Source organism: Stappia sp., assembly GCF_048268045.1.
Lineage (GTDB): Bacteria > Pseudomonadota > Alphaproteobacteria > Rhizobiales > Stappiaceae > Stappia.
The window spans coordinates 395,330-419,595 of the sequence record NZ_JBLWWG010000004.1; the positions used below are offsets into that span (position 1 = coordinate 395,330).

General features: G+C 67.1%; 18 protein-coding genes and 1 tRNA gene. 12 read left to right on the top strand and 7 right to left on the bottom strand.

Annotation, left to right across the window (positions count from 1 at the left end):
- The first annotated feature begins 4 nt into the window (after positions 1-4).
- Together phoU and phoB are read left to right on the top strand one after the other, a co-directional pair.
- Entirely contained in the window at positions 5-709 is a 705-nt protein-coding gene (gene phoU / locus ACN0WF_RS09235) for a phosphate signaling complex protein PhoU (RefSeq protein WP_417772513.1), read from the top strand.
- Between the two features lie 69 nt (positions 710-778).
- A complete protein-coding gene (phoB, locus tag ACN0WF_RS09240; RefSeq protein ID WP_417772514.1) occupies positions 779-1,477 on the top strand; it encodes a phosphate regulon transcriptional regulator PhoB in 699 nt (232 codons plus the stop codon).
- 122 nt (positions 1,478-1,599) lie between these two features.
- Here phoB and ACN0WF_RS09245 read toward each other — a convergent pair whose 3' ends face one another.
- The gene (locus ACN0WF_RS09245) at positions 1,600-2,130 is read right to left on the bottom strand and encodes a GcrA family cell cycle regulator (protein ID WP_417772515.1); all 531 of its coding nucleotides are present in this window, start codon (positions 2,128-2,130) and stop codon (positions 1,600-1,602) included.
- A gap of 493 nt (positions 2,131-2,623) precedes the next feature.
- On the opposite strand from ACN0WF_RS09245, the gene ACN0WF_RS09250 reads away from it, so the two are divergent.
- From ACN0WF_RS09250 to ACN0WF_RS09270, 5 genes are all read left to right on the top strand, one after another.
- Positions 2,624-3,823 carry an aspartate aminotransferase family protein gene (locus ACN0WF_RS09250; RefSeq protein WP_417772516.1) on the top strand — a complete coding sequence of 400 codons (1,200 nt, stop codon included), beginning with the start codon at positions 2,624-2,626 and terminating at the stop codon, positions 3,821-3,823.
- Complete coding sequence (gene argF / locus ACN0WF_RS09255) at positions 3,823-4,752, top strand: ornithine carbamoyltransferase (protein WP_417772517.1); 930 nt, start codon at positions 3,823-3,825, stop codon at positions 4,750-4,752. The genes ACN0WF_RS09250 and argF overlap by 1 nt, the downstream gene beginning before the upstream one ends.
- Complete coding sequence (locus ACN0WF_RS09260) at positions 4,752-5,741, top strand: Hsp33 family molecular chaperone (protein WP_417772518.1); 990 nt, start codon at positions 4,752-4,754, stop codon at positions 5,739-5,741. The genes argF and ACN0WF_RS09260 overlap by 1 nt, the downstream gene beginning before the upstream one ends.
- 416 nt (positions 5,742-6,157) lie before the next feature.
- Positions 6,158-7,594, top strand: a complete 1,437-nt coding sequence (locus ACN0WF_RS09265; protein ID WP_417772519.1) for an efflux RND transporter periplasmic adaptor subunit — start codon at positions 6,158-6,160, stop codon at positions 7,592-7,594.
- 4 nt (positions 7,595-7,598) lie between these two features.
- Complete coding sequence (locus tag ACN0WF_RS09270; protein WP_417772520.1) at positions 7,599-11,042, top strand: efflux RND transporter permease subunit; 3,444 nt, start codon at positions 7,599-7,601, stop codon at positions 11,040-11,042.
- 56 nt (positions 11,043-11,098) lie between these two features.
- On the opposite strand, the gene ACN0WF_RS09275 is transcribed toward ACN0WF_RS09270, so the two are convergent.
- Positions 11,099-11,755 (bottom strand): alpha/beta family hydrolase, encoded by a 657-nt coding sequence (locus tag ACN0WF_RS09275; RefSeq protein ID WP_417772521.1) that lies wholly within the window; start codon positions 11,753-11,755, stop codon positions 11,099-11,101.
- A gap of 149 nt (positions 11,756-11,904) precedes the next feature.
- On the opposite strand from ACN0WF_RS09275, the gene ACN0WF_RS09280 reads away from it, so the two are divergent.
- Positions 11,905-12,750, top strand: a complete 846-nt coding sequence (locus ACN0WF_RS09280) for a sterol desaturase family protein (RefSeq protein WP_417772522.1) — start codon at positions 11,905-11,907, stop codon at positions 12,748-12,750.
- Here the strand turns inward: ACN0WF_RS09280 and ACN0WF_RS09285 are convergent.
- Positions 12,721-13,476 carry a transporter substrate-binding domain-containing protein gene (locus ACN0WF_RS09285; RefSeq protein ID WP_417772523.1) on the bottom strand — a complete coding sequence of 252 codons (756 nt, stop codon included), beginning with the start codon at positions 13,474-13,476 and terminating at the stop codon, positions 12,721-12,723. The two genes, ACN0WF_RS09280 and ACN0WF_RS09285, sit on opposite strands and share 30 nt — an antisense overlap.
- 464 nt (positions 13,477-13,940) lie before the next feature.
- On the opposite strand from ACN0WF_RS09285, the gene ACN0WF_RS09290 reads away from it, so the two are divergent.
- From ACN0WF_RS09290 to ACN0WF_RS09300, 3 genes are read left to right on the top strand one after another with little or no spacing between them, the layout of a single operon-like run.
- Positions 13,941-15,761 (top strand): glycosyltransferase family 2 protein, encoded by a 1,821-nt coding sequence (locus ACN0WF_RS09290; protein ID WP_417772524.1) that lies wholly within the window; start codon positions 13,941-13,943, stop codon positions 15,759-15,761.
- A 54-nt stretch (positions 15,762-15,815) separates the two neighbouring features.
- Positions 15,816-17,060, top strand: a complete 1,245-nt coding sequence (locus ACN0WF_RS09295; protein ID WP_417772525.1) for a metallophosphoesterase family protein — start codon at positions 15,816-15,818, stop codon at positions 17,058-17,060.
- The gene (locus ACN0WF_RS09300; protein ID WP_417772526.1) at positions 17,047-20,553 is read left to right on the top strand and encodes an AAA family ATPase; all 3,507 of its coding nucleotides are present in this window, start codon (positions 17,047-17,049) and stop codon (positions 20,551-20,553) included. Before ACN0WF_RS09295 ends, ACN0WF_RS09300 begins: the two co-directional genes overlap by 14 nt.
- A gap of 69 nt (positions 20,554-20,622) precedes the next feature.
- Here the strand turns inward: ACN0WF_RS09300 and ACN0WF_RS09305 are convergent.
- Positions 20,623-20,696 (bottom strand) — tRNA-Gly (locus ACN0WF_RS09305).
- 186 nt (positions 20,697-20,882) lie between these two features.
- Between ACN0WF_RS09305 and ACN0WF_RS09310 the strand changes: the two genes are divergently transcribed.
- Positions 20,883-21,722, top strand: coding sequence for an ion transporter (locus tag ACN0WF_RS09310; protein ID WP_417772527.1), 840 nt, complete (start codon positions 20,883-20,885; stop codon positions 21,720-21,722).
- Here ACN0WF_RS09310 and ACN0WF_RS09315 read toward each other — a convergent pair.
- From ACN0WF_RS09315 to ACN0WF_RS09325, 3 genes are all read right to left on the bottom strand, one after another.
- Positions 21,700-22,086 carry a hypothetical protein gene (locus tag ACN0WF_RS09315; protein WP_417772528.1) on the bottom strand — a complete coding sequence of 129 codons (387 nt, stop codon included), beginning with the start codon at positions 22,084-22,086 and terminating at the stop codon, positions 21,700-21,702. The two genes, ACN0WF_RS09310 and ACN0WF_RS09315, sit on opposite strands and share 23 nt — an antisense overlap.
- A gap of 321 nt (positions 22,087-22,407) precedes the next feature.
- Positions 22,408-22,863, bottom strand: a complete 456-nt coding sequence (locus tag ACN0WF_RS09320; protein ID WP_417772529.1) for a MarR family winged helix-turn-helix transcriptional regulator — start codon at positions 22,861-22,863, stop codon at positions 22,408-22,410.
- 170 nt (positions 22,864-23,033) lie between these two features.
- Positions 23,034-24,167, bottom strand: coding sequence for a 2'-deoxycytidine 5'-triphosphate deaminase (locus ACN0WF_RS09325; protein ID WP_417772530.1), 1,134 nt, complete (start codon positions 24,165-24,167; stop codon positions 23,034-23,036).
- Positions 24,168-24,266: the final 99 nt, after the last annotated feature.

The window sequence follows — 24,266 nt, forward strand, 5'->3', positions numbered from 1 at the left end:
AAGAATGACTAGCCATACCGTTACGTCTTTCGATGAAGAGTTGAAGTCCATTGCCGGGCGCGTCTCGGAGATGGGCGGCCTCACCGAGGCCATGCTCAACGAGGCCATCTCGGCGCTGATCCGCATGGACAAGGATCTCGCGCGCCGCGTCGTGCTCCAGGATAAGCGTGTTGACCAGCTGCAGTTCGAGGTCGAGGAGCAGGCGATCCTGGTCATCGCCCGTCGCCAGCCTGTCGCCCAGGACTTGCGCGATGTGATTTCCGCCATGCGCATCTCCAACGACCTGGAGCGCGTCGGCGATCTCGCCAAGAACGTCGCCAAGCGTGTCATCGCCATCGACGGCTCCTTCGATTCCAAGAAGTTCGCGCTTGGCGTGGAGCACATGACCGAGCTTGCCCAGCAGCAGCTCAAGGACGTGCTCGACGCCTATGCCAGCCGCGACACGGCCGAGGCCGAGGCCGTGCGCGAGCGCGACGATGCCGTCGACGCGCTTTACACCTCGATCTTCCGTGAACTGCTCACCTACATGATGGAGGATCCGCGCCAGATCTCGATCTGCGCGCATCTGCTCTTCTGCGCCAAGAACATCGAGCGCATCGGCGACCATGCGACCAACATCGCCGAAAACGTCATCTACATGACGACCGGCGTGCAGCCGATGGACGAGCGCCAGAAGCAGGACGAGACCGGCGTCGAGACCAACGTCTGACGCCTTCGAAACGGACAGGGTCCGGCGGCATAGCCGGGCCCTTGCGACTGACATACGAGGTTTCCGGGAATGCCGAAGGTTCTGATTGTCGAGGACGAGGAACCGCTTGCCATGCTTCTGAGGTACAATCTCGAAGCTGAGGGCTACACGGTCGAGACCTGCATGAGGGGCGACGAGGCCGATATCCGGCTGCGCGAGAACCAGCCCGACCTTCTCCTGCTCGACTGGATGTTGCCGGGTCTGTCCGGCATTGAATTGTGTCGTCGGCTGCGCTCGCGGGCCGAGACCGAGCGCCTGCCGGTGATCATGCTCACGGCGCGCGGCGAGGAGCAGGAGCGCATCCGCGGCCTGGCGACAGGTGCCGACGACTATGTGGTCAAGCCCTTCTCGATCCCCGAGCTCATGGCACGGGTGCGCGCCATGCTTCGGCGCGCAAAGCCGGAGGTCGTCTCCTCGTTGCTGCGCGCCGGCGATCTTGAACTCGACCGGGAAACGCACCGGGTGCGTCGCTCTGGCCGCGAGATCCATCTGGGGCCAACCGAGTTCCGCTTGCTGGAATTCCTGATGACTTCGCCCGGCCGCGTCTTCTCGCGCGAGCAGTTGCTCGACGGTGTATGGGGACATGACGTCTATGTGGACGAGCGCACCGTCGACGTTCACGTCGGTCGCCTTCGCAAGGCGATCAACCGGGGCAAGGCGCCGGACCCGATCCGCACCGTGCGCGGCGCAGGCTACGCCTTCAACGACCAGTTCGCCCAGGCGTCTTGAAGCGGCCTTTCCCGGCGGGCCGGATCCCGACCCGCCGCCAGGAAATGGAGCAACCAGCCGTCAACGAAAAAGGCCCGCGCGATGCGCGGGCCTTTTTTCTGTGGCACCCTGTTGTGGCGATATCAGCCGGTCGCGGCCGCCGTGTTGCGCTCGCGACGGCGGTCATTCGCCGGCTGGTAGGCCATGCGGCAGTGATACGGGCAATAGGGCACGCCCGGATTGGAATTGTTGCCGCAGAAATAGAAGTCATCCTTGGTCGGATCGCCGATCGGCCACTTGCAGGTGCGCTCGGTGAGCGTCAGGATGGTGGCGCGCTTGGCGATGGGGACCAGTTCCGCAACGGGCTTCTGCTGCGGTGCGGGGGCCGGGGAAGGAGCCATCTTCAGCGCCGTGGCGCCGATGGTCTGCGGTGCGCCGGCGTTGGTCTCGGGCGCTTGCGCCGTCTCGGCGCCGGCTGTGGGCTGCGTGGTCTTGCGCGATGGCTTGGCAGCGTTCGTCGGCGCCTTGGCACGGCCGGAGAGGCCCAGCCGGTGCACCTTGCCGATGACCGCGTTGCGCGTCACGCCGCCGAGCTCGGCGGCGATCTGACTCGCGCTCAAGCCTTCGAGCCAGAGCTTCTTGAGAAGGTCGACACGCTCGCTTGTCCAGGACATGCGTCTCACTCCGTCTTCGTCGTCCGTCCGGCATATGGTTAAAAAAACCTTGCCGGCACACCCTGATGGTGTCCCGCCTATTGCCGGATTTTGAGGCTATTCTGAGTCAAGCACACGAGATGTCGTGTCTCTGATGTCTGAAACCTACAATATGCCGCGTTTTTCGTGCAAGTCGTTGGCCCGATTCACTTGGGGATAGTCGATGTTTTCCCCAATTAAGGAGGTCTCGGGCGCGGGGCGTGCAAAAACGGGCGGATTGCTATTTCGTTGACTTTCGCTCGGCTGGGCGGTGTATAACGAAACCCTGTTGTCGTGCCGCCTTTCGGGGCGGCGCTATGCTTTTAAGGGGGGCAAATGCCCGCCTGTTTTCGTTGCCGCGCGAGCGCGTGGCGCGGGAGGGCATGGCGGCGCGGCGACGGATTCATCCGATGACGGGCCATGAGGTGGGCGGCCAGGGAAAGGCGCGCCACCGGCAACAAGGAGCAAGACGGCTATGGTTGGCTCAACTCTCTACCCGACCTACAACCGCGCGAACCTGGAGTTCGAACGCGGCAATGGTGTCTGGCTGGAGACGACCGATGGCCGACGCTTTCTCGATTGCGGCTCCGGCATTGCGGTGAACTCGCTCGGCCACGGCCATCCGGCGCTTGTCGAGGCGCTGAAGACGCAGGCCGAGAAGCTTTGGCACGTGTCGAACGTCTACACGATCCCGGGCCAGGACACCTTCTCGCGCAAGCTGACCGAAGCGACCTTCGCCGATCGGGTGTTCTTCACCAATTCCGGCGCCGAGGCACTGGAATGCGCGATCAAGACGGCGCGGCGCTACTTCTATTCGAAGGGCGAGCCGGAGCGGATCGACATCATCACCTTCGAGGGTGCCTTCCACGGCCGGACGCTGGCGACCATCGCCGCCGGCGGTCAGGCGAAGTACCTCGAGGGCTTCGGGCCCAAGGCTCCGGGCTTCGTGCAGGTTCCCTTCGGCGACCGCGAGGCGCTGCTGGCCGCGATCTCCGACACGACGGCCGGTCTCCTGATCGAGCCGATCCAGGGCGAGGGCGGCGTGCGGTCCGTGCCGACCGAGACGCTGCGCGACCTGCGCAAGATCTGCGACGACAACGGCATCCTGCTGCTGCTCGACGAGGTGCAGACCGGCGTCGGACGCACGGGCAAATTGTTTGCCCATGAATGGGCCGGCATCACCCCGGACATCATGGCGATTGCCAAGGGCATCGGCGGCGGCTTTCCGGTCGGCGCCTGCCTCGCGACCGAGGAGGTTGCCTCCGGCATGCAGCCGGGCACCCACGGCACGACCTATGGCGGCAATCCGCTCGCCATGGCGGTCGGCAACGCTGTGCTCGACGTGGTGCTCGCCGATGGCTTCCTCGAGGGCGTGCGCGACAAGGGCCTGCTTTTGACGCAGAAGCTCTCCGGCGTCATCGACCGGCATCCGGAGATTTTCGAGGATCTGCGCGGCAAGGGCCTGTTGCTCGGCCTCAAGTGCCGTGTCCCCAACGGAGCCTTGCTTGAGCGTTTCCGCGCAGAGGGCGTGCTTGCGATCGGCGCCGGCGACAACGTACTGCGCATCCTGCCGCCGCTGACGATCACCGCAGAGGAGATCGAGGAAGCCGTGGTGCGCATCGAGAAGGCAGCCATTGCCATGGAAGCAGAGCTGAAGCAGGGAGCTGCCGAATAATGACTGTCCAGCCCCGCCATTTTCTCGACCTCACCGAGGTCGGGGCAGACGAACTGCGCTCTATTCTCGACGGCAGCCGCCGCATCAAGGAAGCGCGCGGTCCGGTTCGCGTCAGCGGCACGGGGCCGCTGGCCGGCCGCGTGCTCGCCATGGTGTTCGAGCAACCGTCGACGCGCACGCGCATTTCCTTCGACGTCGGCATGCGTGAGCTCGGCGGCGAGACGTTGATGCTGACTGGCGCGGAGATGCAGCTCGGTCGCGGCGAGACCATCGCCGACACCGCGCGCGTTCTGTCGCGCTACGTCGACGCGATCATGATCCGCATCCTTGATCATGACGCGCTGCACGAACTGGCGGAACATGCGACCGTTCCGGTGATCAACGGCCTGACCAAGCTCACCCATCCGTGCCAGATCATGGCCGACGTGCTCACCTTCGAGGAGAAGAAGGGCAAGATCGCCGGCCGGTCCGTCGCCTGGACTGGCGACAGCAACAATGTGCTGGCCTCCTGGGTTCATGCGGCGGCGAAGTTCGATTTTGAACTGCGCATCGCCACGCCCTCCCAGCTTGCCCCCCCGGCGGATCTTATCGCCGCTGCCCGCAAGGCCGGCGCCGAGATCAGCCTGACCGACGATCCGTTCGAGGCCGTGCGCGGCGTCGATGCGGTGGTCACCGACTGCTGGGTCTCGATGGGTGACGACGAGGGCGACCGCCACAACATGCTGAAGCCCTATCAGGTCAACAGCCGGCTGATGGGCGAGGCCGACGCCGACGCGATCTTCATGCATTGCCTTCCCGCGCACCGCGGTGAGGAGGTGACGTCCGAGGTGATGGACGGCCCGGCTTCCGTCGTCTTCGACGAGGCGGAAAACCGCATGCATGCGCAAAAGGGCATTCTTGCCTGGTGCTTTGGAGCCCTGCAGGCCTGATGACTGTTGCTGAAGAACTCGACCGGCTCGGCGTCCAGCCGGCCGGTCGCGATGCCGTCCTGCCCTATTCGGTGGAGCCGCTCGACGTGCGCGGCCGTGCCGTGCTTATGGGCCCGGTTCTCGACAAGATCCTGAAGCGCCACGCCTATCCGACGCCGGTGTCACGCCTGCTGGCGGAAGCTGCGACGCTCGTCGCGTTGCTTGGAACCTCGCTGAAGTTCGACGGGCGCTTCACGCTGCAGACAACGACCGACGGGCCTGTGTCGATGCTCGTCGTCGATTTCGACACGCCGGACGGCCTGCGCGCCTGCGCCCAGTTCGATGAGGCGGCGCTTGCCGAGGCCGAGCGCGCGGGCGCGACCGATACGGCGTCCCTGCTCGGGCGTGGCCATCTGGCAATGACGGTGGATCAGGGCGCGGCGATGAACCGCTATCAGGGCATTGTCGCGCTGGACGGCATTTCGCTGGAGGAGGTGGCGCACCGCTACTTCGCCCAGTCGGAGCAGATCCCGACCGTTGTGCGTCTCGCCGTCGGCGAGGTGTTTGAGCGCCAGGAAGGCGCCGCGCCGCGTCATTCGTGGCTTGCCGGTGGCGTGCTGGCGCAGTTCCTGCCCGAGGCGCCGGAGCGCATGCGCCAGCCCGACCTGCATCCCGGCGATGCGCCGGAGGGCGCGGGCGCGCATCACCTTGACGAGGACGACGCCTGGCGTGAGGCGCGCGCGCTCGTCGAGACCTTGCGCGACGACGAACTCACCGACCTGGACATGACAGCCGAGCGGCTGCTTTTCCGTCTCTTCAACGAGCGCGGCGTGCGCATCTTCCCGCCCCAGCCCATCGTCGACCGCTGCCGTTGCTCGGATACGCGTATTCGCGGCATGCTCAAGGGCTTTTCCGCCGAGGAGCGCGACGACATGACGGTGGGTGGGCGGATCGAGGTCACCTGCCGCTTCTGCAACACGCGCTACGACTACGCCTCGGACGAATTCTGACCCCGTAGTCGGGCGCGCGCGTTTGCCGCCTTTTTTCTTTCTGGCCTTGCCGTTTTTCCCGCTGCCGGGCGGTTTCCCGTCCGGCCGGCGCAAATATTGTCGCCGTTTGTATCACCTTCTCCAGGCTATGCGTCGCGCCGGTCAGCCCTGGGGCGGCATGGCGCTCCGTTGCACCGGCTCCGCCTTGCGCGTCCCTGTGCCTCAATTGCGACGACAGATTGATACATTCTTCGGCTTGCGCCCCGTCATCTTCGCTTTGATAGTCGCCAGCTATCGCAATGCCATCGTCCCGGAGGCAGGTCCGCGCGCGCGGGCCCACCGTAGAAGGCAGTGCGAGGGGAAGCGGCTGCCGTGGGCAGGCCGCTTCCGAGGGAGAACGACGACAGGGCAAAGGTTGGCGAGTGGGCGAGAAAGCGATGCTGAAATCCGTGGATGAAACGTCGTCGACGCACAGGACGGACGTGTCCTATCACCGCCCTGACGAGGGCGGTCGCCGGCAAAGCCGCCGGCTTGTCCTCGTTTCCAAGGCGACGCTTCAGGCGGCTGTCGCGCTCCTGATCATAGCCGGCGCCTACACGGGCATGAAGCATCTCGTGCTGGCGCGTGGCGACGTGCCGACCCGACCCAAGCAGGAGACCATCTACACCGTCAGCACCCTGCCGGTGGAGATCGGCGACCACACCCCCCGCCTGACCGTTTACGGCGAAGTCGCGGCGGCCCGCAATGCGGAGCTGCGGGCGCTGGTCGCCGGCGAGATCGTGCGGGTAAATCCGAAGCTCGAGACCGGCGCGACCATCGACAAGGGGGAGGAGATCGTCTCCGTCGATCCCTTCCAGTATGAGGGCGCGGTGACCGAGGCGAAGGCCAATCTCGCCGAGGCGCGCGCCGCCATGGTCGAGGCGCGCGGCCGGGTCGCCACGGAAGAGGGCAATGTCACGCGCGCGGTCGAGCAGCTCGATTTCGCCGAGCGCGATCTGGAGCGCGCCTCCCAGCTTCTTGCCAGCGGCTCCGTGACGGAGCGCACCCTCGACGAACGCCGGCTGCTGGTATCGCAGCGCAAGCAGGCCGTCGAGCAGCGACGCAACGCCCTCGACGTGGAGAAGGCGCGCGTCCAACAGCAGCAGGCGGCGATCGAGCGGCTGGAATGGCGCCAGTCCCAGGCCGAGCGCAATCTTGCCGATACGGTCCTGCGCGCCCCCTTCGATGCCGTGGTGATGAGCGAGAGCGCCGCCATCGGCCGGCTTGTTGGCGTCAACGACGTGGTTGCGACGCTTTACGACCGCAACGCGCTCGAGGCGCGGTTCACGCTTTCCGACAATCAATACGGCCGGGTCCTTTCCGATACGGGCTCCGTCGTCGGCCGTCCCGTCGAGGTGGTCTGGCACATCGGCGGCGTGCCTGTGCGCTACACGGGCGAAATCGTGCGCACCGGCGCGGAAGTCGCCGTCGCCCGCGGCGGCATCGACATCTATGCCAGTGTCACGGCCGGAGCCGACCAGGCCGTGCTGCGCCCGGGCGCCTTTGTCGAAGTGACCCTCGATGATCGCACCTATCCTCGCAGCGCCCGCATTCCCGAGGCCGCGCTCTACGGCACCGATCATGTCTATGTCGTCGTCGACGGGCGCACCCAGCGGCGCGAGGTGACCCCGGTCGCCTTCGACGGTACCAGCCTGCTGGTCGAGGGCGACCTTCAGACCGGTGACGTGCTTGTCGCAACGCGCCTCGACGAGGTGGGCGAGGGCGTTCTGGTGAAAGATCCTTTCGGGGCCAAGGAAAAGGACGAGGCCGACGGCAAGGCCGGTGCCGCGGCTGCGACCGGCAAGCCCGCCGGCACCCAGGACGGGCGGAGCTGATCCGATGCACATGCCCGACTTCGAGCCGCGCGGCTTCATTGGTGCCTTCCTGCGCCACCCCAATGCCGCCAACCTGGTGATGGTGCTGATGGTGCTGTTCGGCATCTTCGGCATCACCAAGCTCAACACAGAATTTTTCCCGCAGGTGGTCATCGACCGCATCAACGTGACGATCTCCTGGCCCGGGGCCAGTGCCGAGGACGTGGAAAAGAACATCCTTCAGGCGGTCGAGCCGGAGCTGCGCTTCATCGACAACGTCGACGAGATGGTCTCCTATGCCCGCGAGGGCGCGGCCTCGGTCAGCCTTGAGTTCCTCGAGGGCGCCGACATGCAGAAAGCGCTGTCGGACGTCGAGCAGGCGATCGCCGGCGTGACCACCCTGCCAGAGGACAGCGAGACACCTGTCATCGCTCTGTCCAACTGGTTCGACCGGGTCGCCCGGGTCGCCCTGCGCGGCCCCTTTTCCGAGGACGCGCTCAAGGGCTATGCGCGCAAGATCCGAGACGACCTTATCGACCGGGGCATCGACAAGGTCACCTTCAGCGGCTTTCGCGATACCGAATACACGGTCAAGGTGCCCGAGCGCGAGCTGCGCCGCCTCGACATGACGCTAGGCGATATCTCCGGGCGCATCGCCCTCAACACCCGCGACATGCCCTCTGGCGACCTTCAGGGCGGCATCGAGCGGCAGGTGCGTGCCGTCGCCGACACCGCCTCGCCCGAGGCCATCGGGCGGATCGTGGTGAAATCCTTCCCCACCGGCGAGAAGGTGCGTCTGCGCGACATCGCCGATGTCTCCAAGACCTATGACGACGATCAGGTGATCGGTTTCTCCGACGGGGTGCGCGCCGTCGAGTTGACCGTGCAGCGCTCGGCCAAGGCCGACCAGCTCAAGGTCAACGCCATCCTCGACAAGTATCTGACGGAGATCGCCGGGGAGCTTCCGCACTCGCTGGAGCTGGTCAAATACGAGGTGCGGGCGGACTCGCTGTTCCAGCGCATCATGATCCTGGTCGAGAACGGCATTTCCGGCTTCATCCTCGTGCTGATCGTGCTCTTCGCCTTCCTCAACGCGCGCATCGCGCTTTGGGTGGTGGCCGGCATTCCGGTGGCGATCCTGGCCACGGCGGGCATCATGTGGATGACCGGGCAGACCATCAACATGATTTCGCTCTTCGCGCTGATCATGGCGCTCGGCATCATCGTCGATGACGCCATCGTGGTGGGCGAGCACACCGCGACGCGGGTCGCGATGGGCGACAGTCCCTATCACGCGGCCGAGGAGGGCGCCGGGCGCATGCTCTGGCCGATCGTCGCCGCCTGCACCACCACCATCGCTTCCTTCCTGCCGATATTGCTGATGCGCGACACCATCGGCCAGATCATGAGCGCCTTCCCGCTGGTGGTCATATCGGTGGTCATCGCCAGCATTGTCGAGTGCTTCCTGGTGCTGCCGGGCCATCTGGCACATTCGCTCGCCCGCCGTCCGTCGTGGAACTGGTGGCGCGTCGTGCTGCTTGCGGCGATGCCGGCGCTCTTCGTCATCGGGCTCGCCGGGCGGCCGGACATCTCCGTGCCTCCGATTCTCGACTGGCTCGCCGTTCCGGCGCGCGCCGGGCGCGATGGTCTGGGCGTACTCGCCTTCGACGGCGCGGTGATCCTGCTGTTCTTCGCGGTCGCCCTCGGCCTCGAGGTTCTGTTCATGAGCCTCCGCCGGAGGCGCCGCGACACGCCCTTCGAGGACGAACCGGGCCGTTTCCGCCGCACCTTCGACGCGGGCTTCGACTGGGTGCGCGATGTGCCGTTCCGCGCCCTCGTGCTGGGTGCCTATCGCTGGCGCTACGTCACCGTGGCGATCGCCATCGCGACCTTGTTCCTGACGGCCGGCATCGTGATGGGCAATCACGTCAAGTTCCGGTTCTTCCCCTCGCCGGAGGCGGAGAACATCCGTGCCACCATTGACTACAACGCCGGCATTTCGCTGGAGAAGTCCGAGGCCGGATTGCTGGCGATCGAGGAGGCACTTCGCCGTGCCGAGGCAAAGCTTGCCGGAGACAGCGGCGAGAAGCTTGTCGTTGCCTCCTACGCCACGCTTGGCCAGTCGGGCAACAGCCGCGGCCGCAATGTCGCGAGCATTGACGTCCAGCTCACAGCCTCGGAAGCCCGCACCATCCGTACCCCAGAGATCGTGCGCGCCTGGCGCAAGGAGATCCCCGAGATTCCCGGCACAAAGCGCGTCGCCGTCTACGAGCGGCGTGGCGGGCCTCCGGGACGTGATCTCGACGTGCGCCTGACCGGCACCGACACGATGGCGCTGAAGGAGGCGTCGCTCGAGCTGCAGGAGCTGCTGACGAGCTACCCGGGTGTCGACGGCGTCGCCGATGACCTTCCCTTCGGCAAGCCGGAACTCCTTATCGAACTGAGCCCGCGCGGCGAGGCACTGGGCTTCACCGTCGACGATGCCGCCCGCCAGATCCGCAGTGCCCTGGAGGGCGCGATCCCGCGCCGCTTCGCGCAAGGCGAGGAAGAGGTCACGATCCGCGTCCGCCAGGAGATGGAGGCTGGCGGGGCGGGGGCCCTGCGCACGCTCTACCTGAAGGCGCCGAACGGCGAGTTCGTGCCGCTTCTCGAGGTCGTGCGGCTGTCGGACCGGCAGGGGTTCTCGGTCATCCAGCGGCGTGACGGCAAGATTACGATCTCCGTCTCGGCGGATGTGGATTCAGACGTGACCACCAACATTCGGCTGGTGCAGGATCTCAGCGACGGCAAGATTCAGGACATCGCCGCGCGCCATGGCGTCGAATACCGGTTCTCCGGACGCGAGGAGGAGCGCAAGGACGCGTTCAGCGATCTGGAGCTGGGCACGGTCGCGGCGATGGCGATGATCTACCTGATCCTCGCCGCCGTCTTCGCGAGCTACTTCAAGCCGATTGCGGTGATGTCGATCATCCCATGCGGCATCGTCGGCACGGTCTTCGGCCACTACATCATGGGCTACGACCTGACGATCCTGAGTTTCATCGGGCTGCTCGGCCTGTCGGGCATCCTGGTCAACAACTCGATCATTCTGGTGGCGCGCTTCGACGAGCGGCTGTCGGAGCGGGAAAGCGTCGAGAGCGCGGCCGTCTCCTCCTCGCTCGACCGTCTGCGCGCCGTGCTTCTCACCTCGCTGACGACGATCGGCGGGCTTGCGCCCTTGCTTTTCGAGGAAAATCTTCAGGCGCGCTTCCTGATGCCGATCACCATCACCATCGTCTTCGGTCTGTCGACGGCGACCGCACTGGTCCTCGTCCTCGTGCCGGCGATGATGGGCATTGGCGACGATATCATGCGCCTGCTCACGCTGCGCAAGGACGAGGATGGCGACGACGGTCTGCAGGATGGCCCGCACCCGGAGCGCTCACACCCGCCTGCGCCGCGCGGACCCGACGGCGTTCCGGCAGAATAGGTGTCGGTGCGCATGCCCCTGTCTGCGCACCGGCGAGGCCGGTCAGGCGGCGCTGTTCATTTTGCCTCGGTGAGGCTTGCTGCAAAAACCGCCGTCTCCCTGGCGGCCTGCGCCAGGTTGCCGTCCCAGGTCGCGGGCGAGGCGCCGCGCGGAGCAAGATCGTGGTTGCCGTCCTCAAGGAAGAACAGGCGCACCGTTTCCGGCAGGGCCACGTCCGCAAGCTCGGCCACATTGCCGAAGCCGTCGCGGTCGCCCTGGGCGATCAGCACCGGGCGGCGGGTTTCCTCGAGCGGGGCGAGCCGCCAGTTCCCGGCGTCACCCTGAGGATGGAACGGATAGCCAAGGCAGACGACGCCCGTGACCCGCTTGGGCAGGGAGGGGGAGGCGGCGAGCATTGCCGCGACGCGACCGCCCATCGACTTGCCTCCGATCAGGACAGGCCCCGGGCAAGTGGCAAGCAGTGTCTGGAGCGCTGTCTGGAACTCGCCGATGAGCAGGTCGGCCTTCGGCGGCGGGCGCTTCCGGCCACCGTCACGACGGCCTGCCATATAGGCGAACTCGAAGCGGGCGACATCGAGCCCGGCCTTGGCGGCATGGCCGGCGAAACGGTTCATGAAGCCCGAATCCATGGCCGCGCCCGCCCCATGCGCGAGAAGCAGGGTCGCGGCAGCGGGGGTGTCGCCTTCGGCGCGGGTCCAGAGGAAGTCGCTCATTTGTCGGTCCTGTGTGCGGGGCTCTTCACGAACCCTTGAATGCAGCGTTGTTCGCCTATCCCACGGGCGCGCGCTAGGTTCAAGCAGCAGGGCTGCCGGAGAGCGGTTTGCACGGTGCATGAACGCGCCCCACGGAGGTCTTGGAGACCATGAACGAAGCTGGCATCAGACTTGCGATCTTCCTTGGCATCTTCGCGGCCATGGCGCTGTTCGAGGTCGTCCTGCCGCGTCGCGACCTGATCCTGTCACGGGCGCGGCGCTGGACCACCAACCTCGCCATCGTCGCGTTCGACACCGCGATGCTGCGCATCGTCTTCCCGATGGCCGCCGTCGGCGTGGCTCTCTGGGCCGAGCAGGCCGGCTTTGGGCTGTTTCACATGCAGGATGCGCCCGTCGCGCTTGCCGCCATCGCCGGCTTCGTGATCCTCGACTTCGCCGTCTGGTTCGAGCACTGGGCGTCGCACAAGGTGCCGCTGCTCTGGCGCATCCACAGGATGCACCATGCCGACCGCGACATCGACGTGACCACGGCGCTGCGCTTTCATCCTCTGGAAATTCTTTTGTCAATGCTCTGGAAGGCCGGCGTTGTGGCTGTCTTCGGCATCCCGGCAATCGGTGTTCTCGTCTTCGAGGTGGTGCTGAACGGCGCGGCGATGTTCAACCACGCCAATCTGCGCCTGCCGGGCGCGCTGGACCGGATCTTGCGCCTCGTCCTGGTGACGCCCGACATGCACCGGGTCCATCATTCGACGATCCGCGCGGAGACGGATTCCAACTACGGCTTCAATCTTTCGCTCTGGGACCGGCTGTTTCGCACCTATGTCGACCAGCCGCGGGAGGGGCACGAGGGCATGACCATCGGCCTGACGGAATATCAGGACGAAAAGCCGGCCGGCATTCTGTGGAGCCTTGCTCTTCCCTTTCGCGCTGGCCCCGCGCACGGCGGCCGGCCCGGGCGGGATCCTTCAGTAAAAGCTGACGGGGAAGTAGCGTAGATAGAGCTCGGAATAGACGCCCTTGGCCTGAAGGCGCGCGAGCGCGTGGTTGACCGCCGCCTGACGCAGCGCGTCGTCCCGGCGCAAGGCGATGGACAGGCCGTGGTCGAAATACCCCGGTTCGAGCCATGGGCCGCCGACGAACTCGCAGCAATTCCCCGAGATCTTGCCGTTGAGCCAGAAGGACAGCGACAGGCCGTCGCCGAAATGGGCGTCGACCTCCTCGGTGCCCAGTGCGGCGCGCGCTTCCGTGGCGGTCGGGTAGGTCCGGATCTCCGCACCGCTGAAATAGCTGCGCAGGAACCTCTCGTGCACGGTGCCCTCGACAACCGAGATGCGCTTGCCGACCAGATCCTCGGGAAGGACCGAAAGCGTCTTGCCCTTCAGCACCGAGAAGCGGGCGGGAAGGCGCAGGTAGGGATCGGAAAAGAGCAGCGTCTGCACGTTGCCCGGTGTCGTCGCCAGGCCGGCGATGATCGCGTCGCCCTCCTCGCCGTCGAGCGCCGGCACCAACGCGTCGAAGGATTTGATCCGCAAGGAGCAGGCAGCCTCCAGCTCTTCGCAGATCGCGCGGGCAAGGTCGATGTTGAAGCCGGTGAGCCGACCCGTGCCGTCGCGAAATGCGAAGGGCGGGAAATCATCGGCTGCAAGGAAGCGGATCGTGTTGGGCGTCGTTGTCGGGCGGTCCGTGCCGGTGCGCGGATCCCAGTAGTTGGGCGTGACCACTTCCGTCGAGGTAATTTCTGACGTAGCGGAAGCTTCCGGCGTTGCGGATTGGGCGAGAGTCGCGGCTGCACTCGTAAAAATAGCAAGAGTTGCAACTGCAATCGTCTTGCGGTCAAATCCGGGGAGCATTCCTGTCAATCCTGTCGTTCCGGCCGGCGTCCGGCTGCCCGTTTCTTTTCTTTATCCTCTTTTCCCGCCACACCATACCACGATCCCGCCCCATGCCCGAGCCTTCCCTGCCCGAGCTTTCCGAGTGCGCCCCTTCCGCGCTGCCGCCGCCGCACTCGATTGTCGGCGATGCGGGGCGCGAGCGGACGCGGAGCCGCCCTGCCGCCGTCCGGTTGCGGCAACGACCCGGTGCCCGCCCGCCCGCGGCTCTCCCCCCGGACCTCGAGGTGTTGCGCCGGCGCGGGGTCTGCGATGCCCTGTTGCAGGTCGTGCTGCGGACCGCGCGTCGACGGGCCATGCCGCCGGGGCGACTGCTTCTCGATCTGGAGCTTGTGCCGGAGGAGGCCTACTACGCAGCGGTCGCGGAGGCCGCTGGCCTGCGCTTCCTGCCTTCCGGGTCGTTCGTTTCCTGCCATTCCCCAGGTTTTCCGCCGCCGCCGGGCACCAACGGGCCGCTTGCCATCGGCCGTGACGAGAGCGGGCGCACCATGGTCGCCGTGGCGCTGCCGCCAGGGCGGCTGGCAGCGTTTCTCGACCTTGTCGACCGGTTCCCGGACCTGCGCGAACGGACCTGTATCGCCGCACCTGCGGCGCTCGACAGGGCGATCGCCGAGGCCGATCCGGCAGCCCGTCTCGCGCTCACCCGTTCCAGGATGTCGGCCTTGCGTACCCTGACAAAGGGGCAGGCGGTCGTCCTGGCGGTCGCAGCCGGCGGGATCCTCGCGGGGCAGGTCTTCTCGCTCAAGGCCGCCGCCGTTCTGCTGTCGGTTCTCGTCACCGGCGTCGGGCTGCTGTCGAGCGGGGTTCGCGCTCTTGCCGGAGTGTCCGGCGCCCGCGCACCCGTGCCGCACCGCATGTTGCCACGCGCCGAGCTGCCGCCCGTGAGCGTGCTCGTGCCGCTCTACCGAGAAGCGCGGGTCGCGGCGTCCCTTGCCGCTCATCTCGGCGCGCTGGACTATCCCCGCGACCGCTTCGAAGTGCTGTTTCTGTTGGAGGCGGACGACCGCGAGACGGGGGCGGCGCTCGTTCCTCATCTGCGCGGCGGCATGCGCATCCTGTCGGTGCCGAACGGTCATCCGCGCACCAAGCCGCGCGCGCTTGCCCACGGACTGTCGCAAGCGCGCGGCGAACTCGTCGTCGTCTATGACGGTGAAGACCGGCCGGAGCCGGACCAGCTGCTCAAGGCAGCGGCGCGTTTCGCCGAGCTTCCCGCCGATGTCGCCGTGCTTCAGGCACAGCTTGCCATCGACCACCGCAGCCCGCGCTTCTTTCCCCGTCAGTTCCTGATGGAATATTCGGGCCTCTTCGACTGCCTGTTGCCATGGATGGCGGCGCGCGACTGGCCGGTTCCGCTCGGCGGCACCTCCAATCATTTCCGCCGCCTGCCGCTGGAGGCGGTCGGCGGCTGGGATCCGCACAATGTCACCGAGGACGCCGATCTGGCCGTTCGGCTGGTGCGGTCGGGCTACGGGATCGCGATGCTGGGCTCGACGACATGGGAGGAGGCACCGCTAAGCTGGATCGCCTGGCACCGGCAGCGCACGCGCTGGCTCAAGGGCTGGTTGCAGACGCTGCTCGTCCTGCTGCGAAGCCCCGGCGCGCTTGCCCGCGACCTTCGGCGCACGCGCCTCGTGGTGCTTCTGGTCTATCTGCTTGCCATGGTGACGACGCTTGCCGCCCACCCGGTCTTTGTGCTGGTGCTTCTGTTCTACGGTACCGGGCTTGCGGACGTGTCCCTGCTCTCGGTCGATTTTGCCGCCATCCTGTTGCCGCTCGCCGGCCTCAGCGTCCTTGCCTGCTACGGTGGCATGACCTTGTTGCTGATCGGCGGAGCCATGGCGCGAGATCGTCCGCCGGCGCTCCTCGACCTGTTGCTCGTGCCGGTCTACTGGATTGCCCAGAGCCTTGCCTTCTACGCCGCGCTCATGGAGCTGGTCCGCGCTCCGCATCACTGGCAGAAGACCGAGCACGGTCTTGCCCGCCGGCCGCGAACCGGGGGAGTGGCGATGATGGCGCCGGCCCGAGGCTGGCGGGTCTTCGGCTTTCTCCGCGCGAGGCGGGAGAGGGGCGGTCCGCGCGGTGGCGGCGAGTTGAAAGCACCGCGCGTTTCCGTCTAGGTTCGGAGCCTTCGAGCCGAATCCGCCAGGCGCATCTCATCCGGGGGTCAATTCGTGTCTGCCTTTACGTTCGTTCATGCGGCGGATCTCCATCTCGGCAGTCCGCTCGCCGGTCTTGCCCTGCGCGACCCGGTGCTGGCGGAACGCTTCGCCGACGCGATCCGCGCGGCCGTCGTCGGCCTCGTCGATGCGGTGATCGACAAGGGCGCACGCTTCCTCGTCATCTCCGGCGACGTCTATGACGGAGACTGGAAGGATCATTCGGTCGGGCTGTTCTTCAACCGGGAGATGGCCCGGCTGGCGCGCGCCGGCATTCCGGTCTTTGTCATCCGCGGCAACCACGATGCCCAGAGCGTGGTCACCCGCTCCATCACCCTGCCGGACAATGTGCATGTCTTCGGCGTGCGCAGCCCCGAGACGCATCGCCTGGAGGATCTCGGCGTTGCGATCCACGGACAGAGTTTTGCCAATCGGCAGGTGCCGGAGAACCTCGCGCGTGCCTATCCCGCTCCGCTCGCCGGCCACTTCAACATCGGCCTGCTGCACACCTCGCTGACCGGCCGGCCGCCGCATGCGGACTACGCGCCCTGCACGGTCGAGGACCTGAAGGCGCGGGGCTACGACTATTGGGCGCTCGGCCATGTCCATGCCCATGAGGTGGTCGCGCAGGATCCGCCGATCGTCTTCCCCGGCAACATTCAGGGCCGCAGCATCCGCGAAACCGGCGAGAAGGGGGCGGTGCTCGTCCGCGTGGTCGACGGCCGGGTCGAGGCCATGGAGCGTCTCGTCGTCGACGCGGCGCGCTTCGCCCGCGTCGAGCTCGATGTTTCCGTCCATGGTGACCGCGACGCGCTGCTTGCGGCGGTCGAGGAGGCGCTGGCGAGCGAGGCCGTGCGCGCCGACGGTCGTCCGCTGGCCGCGCGCCTGCGGCTTTTCGGCGAAAGTCCGCTGCGCGATGCGCTGCTGGCCGGGCGCGCGGATCTCACCGTGGAGGTCCAGGGTGCCTTCGACCGAGCCGGAGCCGATCTCTTCCTTGAAAAGCTTGTTCTCGACCTCGCCCGTCCCGGCACGCAGGATCCGGTGCAACTCGGCGACGGCGCGCTCGATCTCGCCTCGCTTCTTGACGAAGCTGTGCATGATCAGGACTTCCGCGCCGCCGCACAGGCGGAAATCGCGCAGATCGCCGCGCGGGTTCCAGGCGGGCTTCTCGATCCCGCCGCGCCCTTTGGCGAGGATCTCGACGCGCTCGTCGACGAGGCGCGGGCGTTGCTCGGGCTGCGTATCGGTGGGGGCGCTTAAGGAGATGCGCCTCGAGCGGCTCGACCTCCTGCGGTACGGCGGACTGACGGACAGATCGCTTGCCTTTCGTTCCGGCGCGCGGCTCCATCTCGTCTACGGCGCGAACGAGGCGGGCAAGTCGACCGCGCTCGCGGCCATCGCCGATCTTCTCTTCGGCTTTCCGCATGCCAAGGAATGGGACTTTCGCCACGAGGCCAAGTCGCTGCGGGTCGGCGCGCGCCTGGTCAACAGCCACGGCGAGCATCTGTCCTTTCGCCGCCGGCGTGGCAACAAGAACACGCTGCTTTCCGATGATGAGGCGGAGACGCCGCTGCGTGACGATGCGCTGGTTCCCTTCCTGGGAAATCTCGGCCGCGATGTCTTTCTGAACAGTTTCGGCCTCAACTCGGCGCGCCTGCGGGACGGGGCGAGAGCGCTGCTCTCGCAGGAAGGCGACGGGCAGGGCGCGCTCTTCGCCGCTGCTTCCGGCCGCCACGGGCTTGCCGCCCTGCGCAAGGCGCTCGACGAGGAGGCGAGCGGGCTTTTCGCGGCGCGCGCTTCCAAGGATCGCCGCTTCTTCCAGGCGCTTGCCCGCCACGAGGAGGCCACGAAACTCATGCGCGAGCGCGAGTTGCGCGAGGCTGCGTGGAAGGGCCTAAACGCGGCGGTCGATGCGGCGGAGGCCGCGCTCGACGAGGCATCCGTCACGCTCAAGGAGCACCGCAAGCGCGAGCGCCGTCTGGATCGGCTTCTGCGACTGCGCCCGCTTCTTGAGGAGCTTCTCGCGCACGAACGCGCGCTCGACCGGTTCGCCGATCTCGCAGAGGTGCCCGACAGCCTGACAGGCGACCTGAAGGCCGCGCTTGACGGCCTCGATGCGGTGGAGGCGATCCGTCGCGCCGCTCTTGTCCGCGCGGAGGAGGCCGGCAAGGCCCACGCGGCGCTTGTGGTCGATGATGCATTGCTGGAACGGGCTGAGGAGATCGCCGAACTCTTTGCCGAAACCGGAGCCTACCGCCAACGGCTGGAGCAGATCCCGCGCGTTCAGGCTGAAGCCGATGCGCACGGGGAGGAGATCGCCGCCATTCTCCGCCGTCTCGGTCATGGCGGGGACGATCTTTCCGGTGCGGCGCTGAACGACAGGCAGCCGGCAGATGCCGATCTTGCGGGGCTTTCGGGCGCGATCGAGGCTGGCCGCCGGATCGAGCGCGATGCACAGACGCTTGCCGAGAGCGAGGCGAAGGAACGACAGGCGCTTGCCGATCTCGACGGCGAGGCGCAGCCGGGCGTGCAACAAAGCGATCCGGGGCCGCTGCTTGCCCGTCTGGCCGCGCTTGCTCCCGATCTCAAGACACTGGACGGCGTCGACGAGATCGTCCCGAGGCTTGCCGCTACGCGCCGGCGGCTGGCCGAGGAGGCGGGCCGGCTCGATCCGCCGGTCGCCGACCCAGACGCTCTCGCCACCGTGCCGCTGCCCTCGCTTCCGCTTTTGTCCGCGCACCGCGACCGGCTTGCGGGCCTTGGCGAGGAGGCGCGCCGGCAGGAAGATGCCCTTCGCGAAATGCGCAACCGCATCGACCGCATCGCGGCGGTTGTCGCCGAGGCCGAACGCGGTGGCGATATTCCCTCCGCCGAGGCGATCCGTGCCGCGCGGGCGGCGCGCGACCATGCTCTTGCCGGTCTGCCGGACGCCCTTGCTGTCGCACGGGCTGGCGCGGGCGATCCTCTGGCCGACGTGCAGGGCCGTGTTGCGGAGGCAGACCGGCTTGCCGACCGGGCGATTGCGGAAGCGGAGCGCGTCACCCGCCATCAGGCGAACCGTGAGGCGCTGGCCGGGCACCGCGCCGAACTTGCCGCCCTTGAAGCCGAGGGCGAGCGGGTCGCGGGGGAGCGAGAGGCGGCATGGGGAGAGTGGCAGGCGGCATTCGCCGGCCTGGGCATGGTGCCGCTTGCGCCCGAGCGAATGCTCGACTGGCGTCGCGGCGTCGAGGCGCTTCTGCAACGCCGCGGCGAAGCTGTGGAGCTTGCCGACCGGCTGCAGGCGCTGGAGCAATTGGCCGAGACGCTCCGGCCGGATCTGGAGGCTCTGGCCAGGGATCTCGACCTTGAAATCGCGCCCGCAGAGAGGCTCCGCCCGCTTGCGCGGCGCCTCGAGGCCACGCTGGCGAAGCAGCAGGAGAGTTGGGCCGCCGGCCGCATGAGAGCGGCCCGACGCGAGGACCTTTGCAGCCGTGTCGAGCGGATCGTCGCCGACAGGCAGGCGCTTGCCGCGCGCTCCGCGGACTGGCGCGCGCGCTTCGATGCGGCGCTTGCGCCACTGGGATTGCCCGCGGGCAGCTCGATTGCCGCGGCCGAGGCGGCCGTCGCTGCCTGGCGTGAGCTGCCTGCCGCTCTTGCGCAGCGCGACCACGCGGCCCGTCGCGTCGAGGGGATGCGCCGCGACAATCGCGCCTTCGAGGCGCGCGTGGCGACGCTGTCGGCGGGCATTGCCCCCGACCTTGCCGACCATCCGCCGGTGGTGGCGGCCGCGCTCCTCAACCGCCGCCACGAGGAGCAGCTTGCCGCCCGCATCCGCCGCGACGGAGCGCTGTCGGAGAAGGAAAAGGCGGAGAGCGGGCTGGAGCAGGCCGACGCCCGGCTCGCAGAGGCGCGGGCCCGGCTGGAGGTCTTGCGTGCACGCCTGCCCAGGGGACTTGCCGAGGAGGCGCTGCGCGACCTTGCCGTGCGTCTTTGCGAGCGCGATGGCCTCGCCCTGGCCCATGCCGACAGTCTTTCCCGCTTTGCGCAGGTCTCCGAAGGCGAGAGCCGGGCGGCGGTTGCCGAGGAACTCGCCGGCTTCGACGCCGACAGCGCCTCGGTCGATCTGGAGGGCCTGCAGGCCGAGGACGAACGGTTGACGCGCGCCCGCGACGAAGCCCACGCCGCGCGCCAGGCGGCGCTGGCCGACCGTCGCGCGGCGGAGGAGGGCGAGGGCGCGGAAAAGGCCGCCTTCATCCGCCAGGCGGCGGAGACGGAGATGCTCGACGTGGCAAGGGAGTGGTCGGTGCTGAGGATCTCGGCGCTGCTGCTCGACGCAGCCCTTGCCCGCCATCGGCAGAGCCAGGGCGACCCGCTGGTCGAGCGTGCCGGCGAGATCTTCGCGAAGCTCACGGACGGTGCCTTCTCGGGCCTGACACGCAGCTTTGCCGAGGATGACCGCAGCGAGCTTTACGCACTTCGCGCCGAGGGCGGTGAGGAGGTGGCGATGAGCGGATTGAGCGAAGGCACCGGCGACCAGCTCTATCTGGCGTTACGGCTCGCATTCCTGAGCGACTACGCGAGCCGTGCCGAGGCCGCGCCCTTCATCGGCGACGATCTGTTCCAGACGTTCGACGACAACCGCACGGCGGCCGGATTGCGCGCGCTGGCGGGGTTGTCGGAGAGCCTGCAGCCGATCCTCTTCACCCACCACCGAAGTGTGGTCGACATCGCCCGCAGCGAGCTCGGCGACGGACTGGACCTGGTGGATTTGTGAGGCGCGCGCGTTCCGCAAGCGGGCGTCGCGGACAAGACATCAAAGGGAAGCTTGAAAGACGGGGGAGGTTGGAGCGGGTAACGGGAATCGAACCCGTGCTAAGAGCTTGGGAAGCTCCTGTGATACCATTTCACCATACCCGCATCACGAGATTTAGATACCCGCTCTCCCGGTCCCGCACAAGGGGGCACACGCACGCCAGCCTGTGGAGATCGCGCTTCGCGGCACGCTCGGCCGCTTGATTTCGGCCCGTGCGATCCCACCTCTGGTCGGCTGCCGGACTGGCGGCCATCTGAGCATCGAAACACGGGGCAAGCGCTTTGGCGGCAATGCGGGACAGACTATCGCAACTGGTGCGCTCCAGGCGCTGGGAATGGACGATCATCGCGCTGATCGTGGTCAATGCGGTCACGCTCGGGCTGGAAACCAGCCAGGCCGCGATGGCGGCGGCGGGGCCCTTCCTCTATGCGCTCGACCGGATCGTGCTGGCGATCTTTGCCGTCGAGATCGTGCTGCGCATATATGCCCACCGGCTTGCCTTCTTCCGCGATCCCTGGAGCCTCTTCGATTTCGTCGTCGTCGCGATCGCGCTGATGCCGGCCAATGGCGCGTTCCAGGTGCTGCGCGCGCTGCGCATCCTCAGGGTGCTGCGGCTGATCTCGGTGGTGCCCTCGCTGCGCCGCGTGGTCGGCGGCCTTGTCGCCGCGCTTCCCGGCATGGGCTCCATCGTGCTTCTTCTGGCGCTTGTCTTCTATGTCTTCGCGGTCATGACGACGAAGCTCTACGGCGGCAGCTTCCCGGACTGGTTCGGCACCATCGGTCGCTCCACCTACACGCTGTTCCAGATCATGACGCTCGAGAGTTGGTCGATGGGCGTCGTCCGGCCGGTGATGGAGGTCTATCCCTATTCCTGGGCCCTCTTCGTCCCCTTCATCCTGTGCACCGCCTTCACCGTGCTGAACCTTTTCATCGGTGTCATCGTTTCCGCCATGCAGCAGGAGCATGACCAGAGCGCGGAGGCCGACCGCCAGGCCATCCATACGGAAACGGGCGTGGTCCTTGCCGAGGTGCGCGCCCTGCGCGAGGAGGTGAAGGCCCTGCGCGAGGAGGCCCGCGCGCGACGGGACCTCCCCGCGGGGCCGGAGGTCAGTTCGACTGGCGCTTCATGAATTCGTCGCGAAGCATCACGGATTTCATCGCCGGCAGCCGGATGGCATTGACCAGAAGCACGATGAGCTGGATCAGCGTCGCGGTTGCCAGCGCGTCGAGCAGCCAGCCAAGCGGTTCGCCGAACCCGGCCCAATAGGCCGGCATGTCGTCAAGCGAGGGCAGGGTCGAAAGCCCGGTGGCGCCGTGCAGGCAGAGTGCGATCCAGAAGCCGGCGCAATAGGGGCAGTTCCACTGCTTGTAGAGCACCCGCAACGGCGCGGGCAGGGCCTCGATCAGCCGGTTGAACCATGTGCCCCAATGCGGGAGCTTTTCCCAGAAGAGCAGATGGATCGCTGCTCCGATAAGTGCTGCATCGAAGGTCATTTCAGTCTCCTTGCGTTTCGCCGGGCGCGCGCGGGCGCCATGCCGGCGGGTGAAGATCGGGAAGACGCGACCGGCGCCGCGATGCTGCTGCCCGCGCTCTTGTCGAAAAGTGCTCCCTCGCCGAACGGCGCGGTTGCCGCATCGCTCTTGCCCATTTTGGCAACCCGAAGCCGTGTGTTTGTCTGGGCCTTCGTCATCTCCGTCGACCATTAAGTTAGTATGGAAGACATACCAAAGTGCGCGCGCATGGGAGGGGCTTCCTTGTGGCGTCCCGATGGCGCCGGGAAGCGAGGGGGAAGGTGTTGGAAGAACAGGCCTCGCTCAGGGGAGGTCTGCGAGGGTCCTGATTGCCGAGCGCAGCGGCTGGATGTCCGCCTCCTGCAGGTCGGAGAAGATCTCGGCGAGCGCCGCCTCGTAGACGGCCTCACCCCGGGCGAGCAGCTCGGCGCCGGAGCCCGTCAGCAGGATATGCTGGGCGCGGGCATCCATCAGGCACGGGACCCGTCGCACAAGGCCGCGTTCCTCAAGTTTCACAACCATGGCGCTGGCCGAGGCCTTGCGCACGCCCATCGCCGCCGCCACGTCCTGAAGATGCTGGGTGTGTTCGTCGCGCAGGACCTTGCGCCGCTCCTGCTCCTTGATCGCCCGCAGATACTCGAACTCGCTGTGGCTGACACCGATGCCGGTCGCCATCGTCGCCCATCGGCGATGGACGATGCGATGAAGGTGCTCAAGCGCGCGCGACGGCGAAAGGGCGTGAGTGTCGGTGTCTGGCATGTCGGCCTGTATCTCGATAGTCAGGAAGGCATACTAACTGGCCGGCGAAAAGTCAACCGCGGCGGTTCGCCCGGCGCGCACTCTTTCGCATCTGTCGGCAGGTCGCCCGACGGGAACCGGGAAAGGGAAAGGATCCGGGGCCGGGGCGTCGCCGCCCCGGCCTTAAGACCTCAGCCGGCGCGGAAATGCTTGGAGAGCTTCAGCGCCTGGCCCTGGTAGTTGGAGCCGATGCCTTCGCCATAGAGCGCGTCCGGGCGTTCCAGCATGGTTTCATAGACCAATCGCCCGACGGTCTGGCCGTGTTCGACGATGAAGGGCACTTCGTGGGAGCGCACCTCGAGCACGGCCCGCGAGCCGCCTCCGCCGATGGCGGAGTGGCCGAAGCCCGGATCGAAGAAACCGGCGTAGTGGACGCGGAATTCGCCCACGAGCGGATCGAAGGGCACCATCTCGGCGGCGAACAGCGGCGGCACATGCACCGCCTCGCGCGATACGAGAATATAGAACTCGTTTGGATCGAGGATCAGCTCCCCGGCGCCGCGATGGATGATCGGCTCCCAGAAGTCGAGCGGATCCTGCGCCGCCTTCGCGTCGACGTCGATGACGCCGGTGTGGCGCTTGCCGCGGTAGCCGATGAGGCTTCCAACACCGTCGCCCTTGAGGTCGATGGTCAGATGCACGCCGCCGGCGATGGTTGCCTCGTCGTCGGCATCGCCTTCGGCGGCCTCGGCCTGCGGACCGCCGGAGACGATGCCATGGGCGAGGTGCACGGCGCGCAGCTCCTCATCGCTCACCAGCGACTGGCCGACGCGGAAGCGGATCTGCGACAGGCGCGAGCCCTCGCGAATGAGCACGGGGAAGGTGCGCGGGCTGATTTCCGCGTAGAGCGGGCCGCGATAGCCCGCCGGCACCGTATCGAAGGCGCGACCGCCGTCCGTAATCACCCGTGTGAAGACATCGAGCCGGCCGGTAGAGCTCTTCGGGTTGGTGGTCGCGGAGACATCGCCCGGCAGATCCAGCCCCTCGAGCAGCGGCACGATGTAGACGCAGCCCGTTTCCAGCACCGCGCCGCGCGACAGGTCGAAGGCATGAAGCTTCAGCCGGTCGAGCTTTTCGGCGACGGTGGCGTCCGCGCCGGGCAGGAAGCTGGCGCGAACACGGTAGGCAAGCGGCCCGAGCCGCAGGTCGAGGCTTGCCGGTTGGATCTGGTCCGTGTCAGGAGAGCGCGGAGCGGAAATTGCGCCGCGCTGGAACATGGCGCGGATCGCCTGCGCCGGAAGAATGCCATGTTCGGCCGCTGTCATGTTGCCCCCCAAATTGCCTTGTCCGCCGCTCTTAGCGCAGCCCGCAGTGTTTTGCCACGGGGTTTGTCGCAGGTTTGCCATGCGCCCCAGGCAGGCTGG

Coding starts and splice junctions, on each gene's coding strand:
- phoU (WP_417772513.1), top strand. CDS start 5: ATGACTAGCCATACCGTTACGTCTTTCGATGAAGAGTTGAAGTCCATT.
- phoB (WP_417772514.1), top strand. CDS start 779: ATGCCGAAGGTTCTGATTGTCGAGGACGAGGAACCGCTTGCCATGCTT.
- ACN0WF_RS09245 (WP_417772515.1), bottom strand. CDS start 2,130: ATGTCCTGGACAAGCGAGCGTGTCGACCTTCTCAAGAAGCTCTGGCTC.
- ACN0WF_RS09250 (WP_417772516.1), top strand. CDS start 2,624: ATGGTTGGCTCAACTCTCTACCCGACCTACAACCGCGCGAACCTGGAG.
- argF (WP_417772517.1), top strand. CDS start 3,823: ATGACTGTCCAGCCCCGCCATTTTCTCGACCTCACCGAGGTCGGGGCA.
- ACN0WF_RS09260 (WP_417772518.1), top strand. CDS start 4,752: ATGACTGTTGCTGAAGAACTCGACCGGCTCGGCGTCCAGCCGGCCGGT.
- ACN0WF_RS09265 (WP_417772519.1), top strand. CDS start 6,158: ATGCTGAAATCCGTGGATGAAACGTCGTCGACGCACAGGACGGACGTG.
- ACN0WF_RS09270 (WP_417772520.1), top strand. CDS start 7,599: ATGCACATGCCCGACTTCGAGCCGCGCGGCTTCATTGGTGCCTTCCTG.
- ACN0WF_RS09275 (WP_417772521.1), bottom strand. CDS start 11,755: ATGAGCGACTTCCTCTGGACCCGCGCCGAAGGCGACACCCCCGCTGCC.
- ACN0WF_RS09280 (WP_417772522.1), top strand. CDS start 11,905: ATGAACGAAGCTGGCATCAGACTTGCGATCTTCCTTGGCATCTTCGCG.
- ACN0WF_RS09290 (WP_417772524.1), top strand. CDS start 13,941: ATGCCGCCGGGGCGACTGCTTCTCGATCTGGAGCTTGTGCCGGAGGAG.
- ACN0WF_RS09310 (WP_417772527.1), top strand. CDS start 20,883: ATGCGGGACAGACTATCGCAACTGGTGCGCTCCAGGCGCTGGGAATGG.
- ACN0WF_RS09315 (WP_417772528.1), bottom strand. CDS start 22,086: ATGACCTTCGATGCAGCACTTATCGGAGCAGCGATCCATCTGCTCTTC.
- ACN0WF_RS09320 (WP_417772529.1), bottom strand. CDS start 22,863: ATGCCAGACACCGACACTCACGCCCTTTCGCCGTCGCGCGCGCTTGAG.
- ACN0WF_RS09325 (WP_417772530.1), bottom strand. CDS start 24,167: ATGACAGCGGCCGAACATGGCATTCTTCCGGCGCAGGCGATCCGCGCC.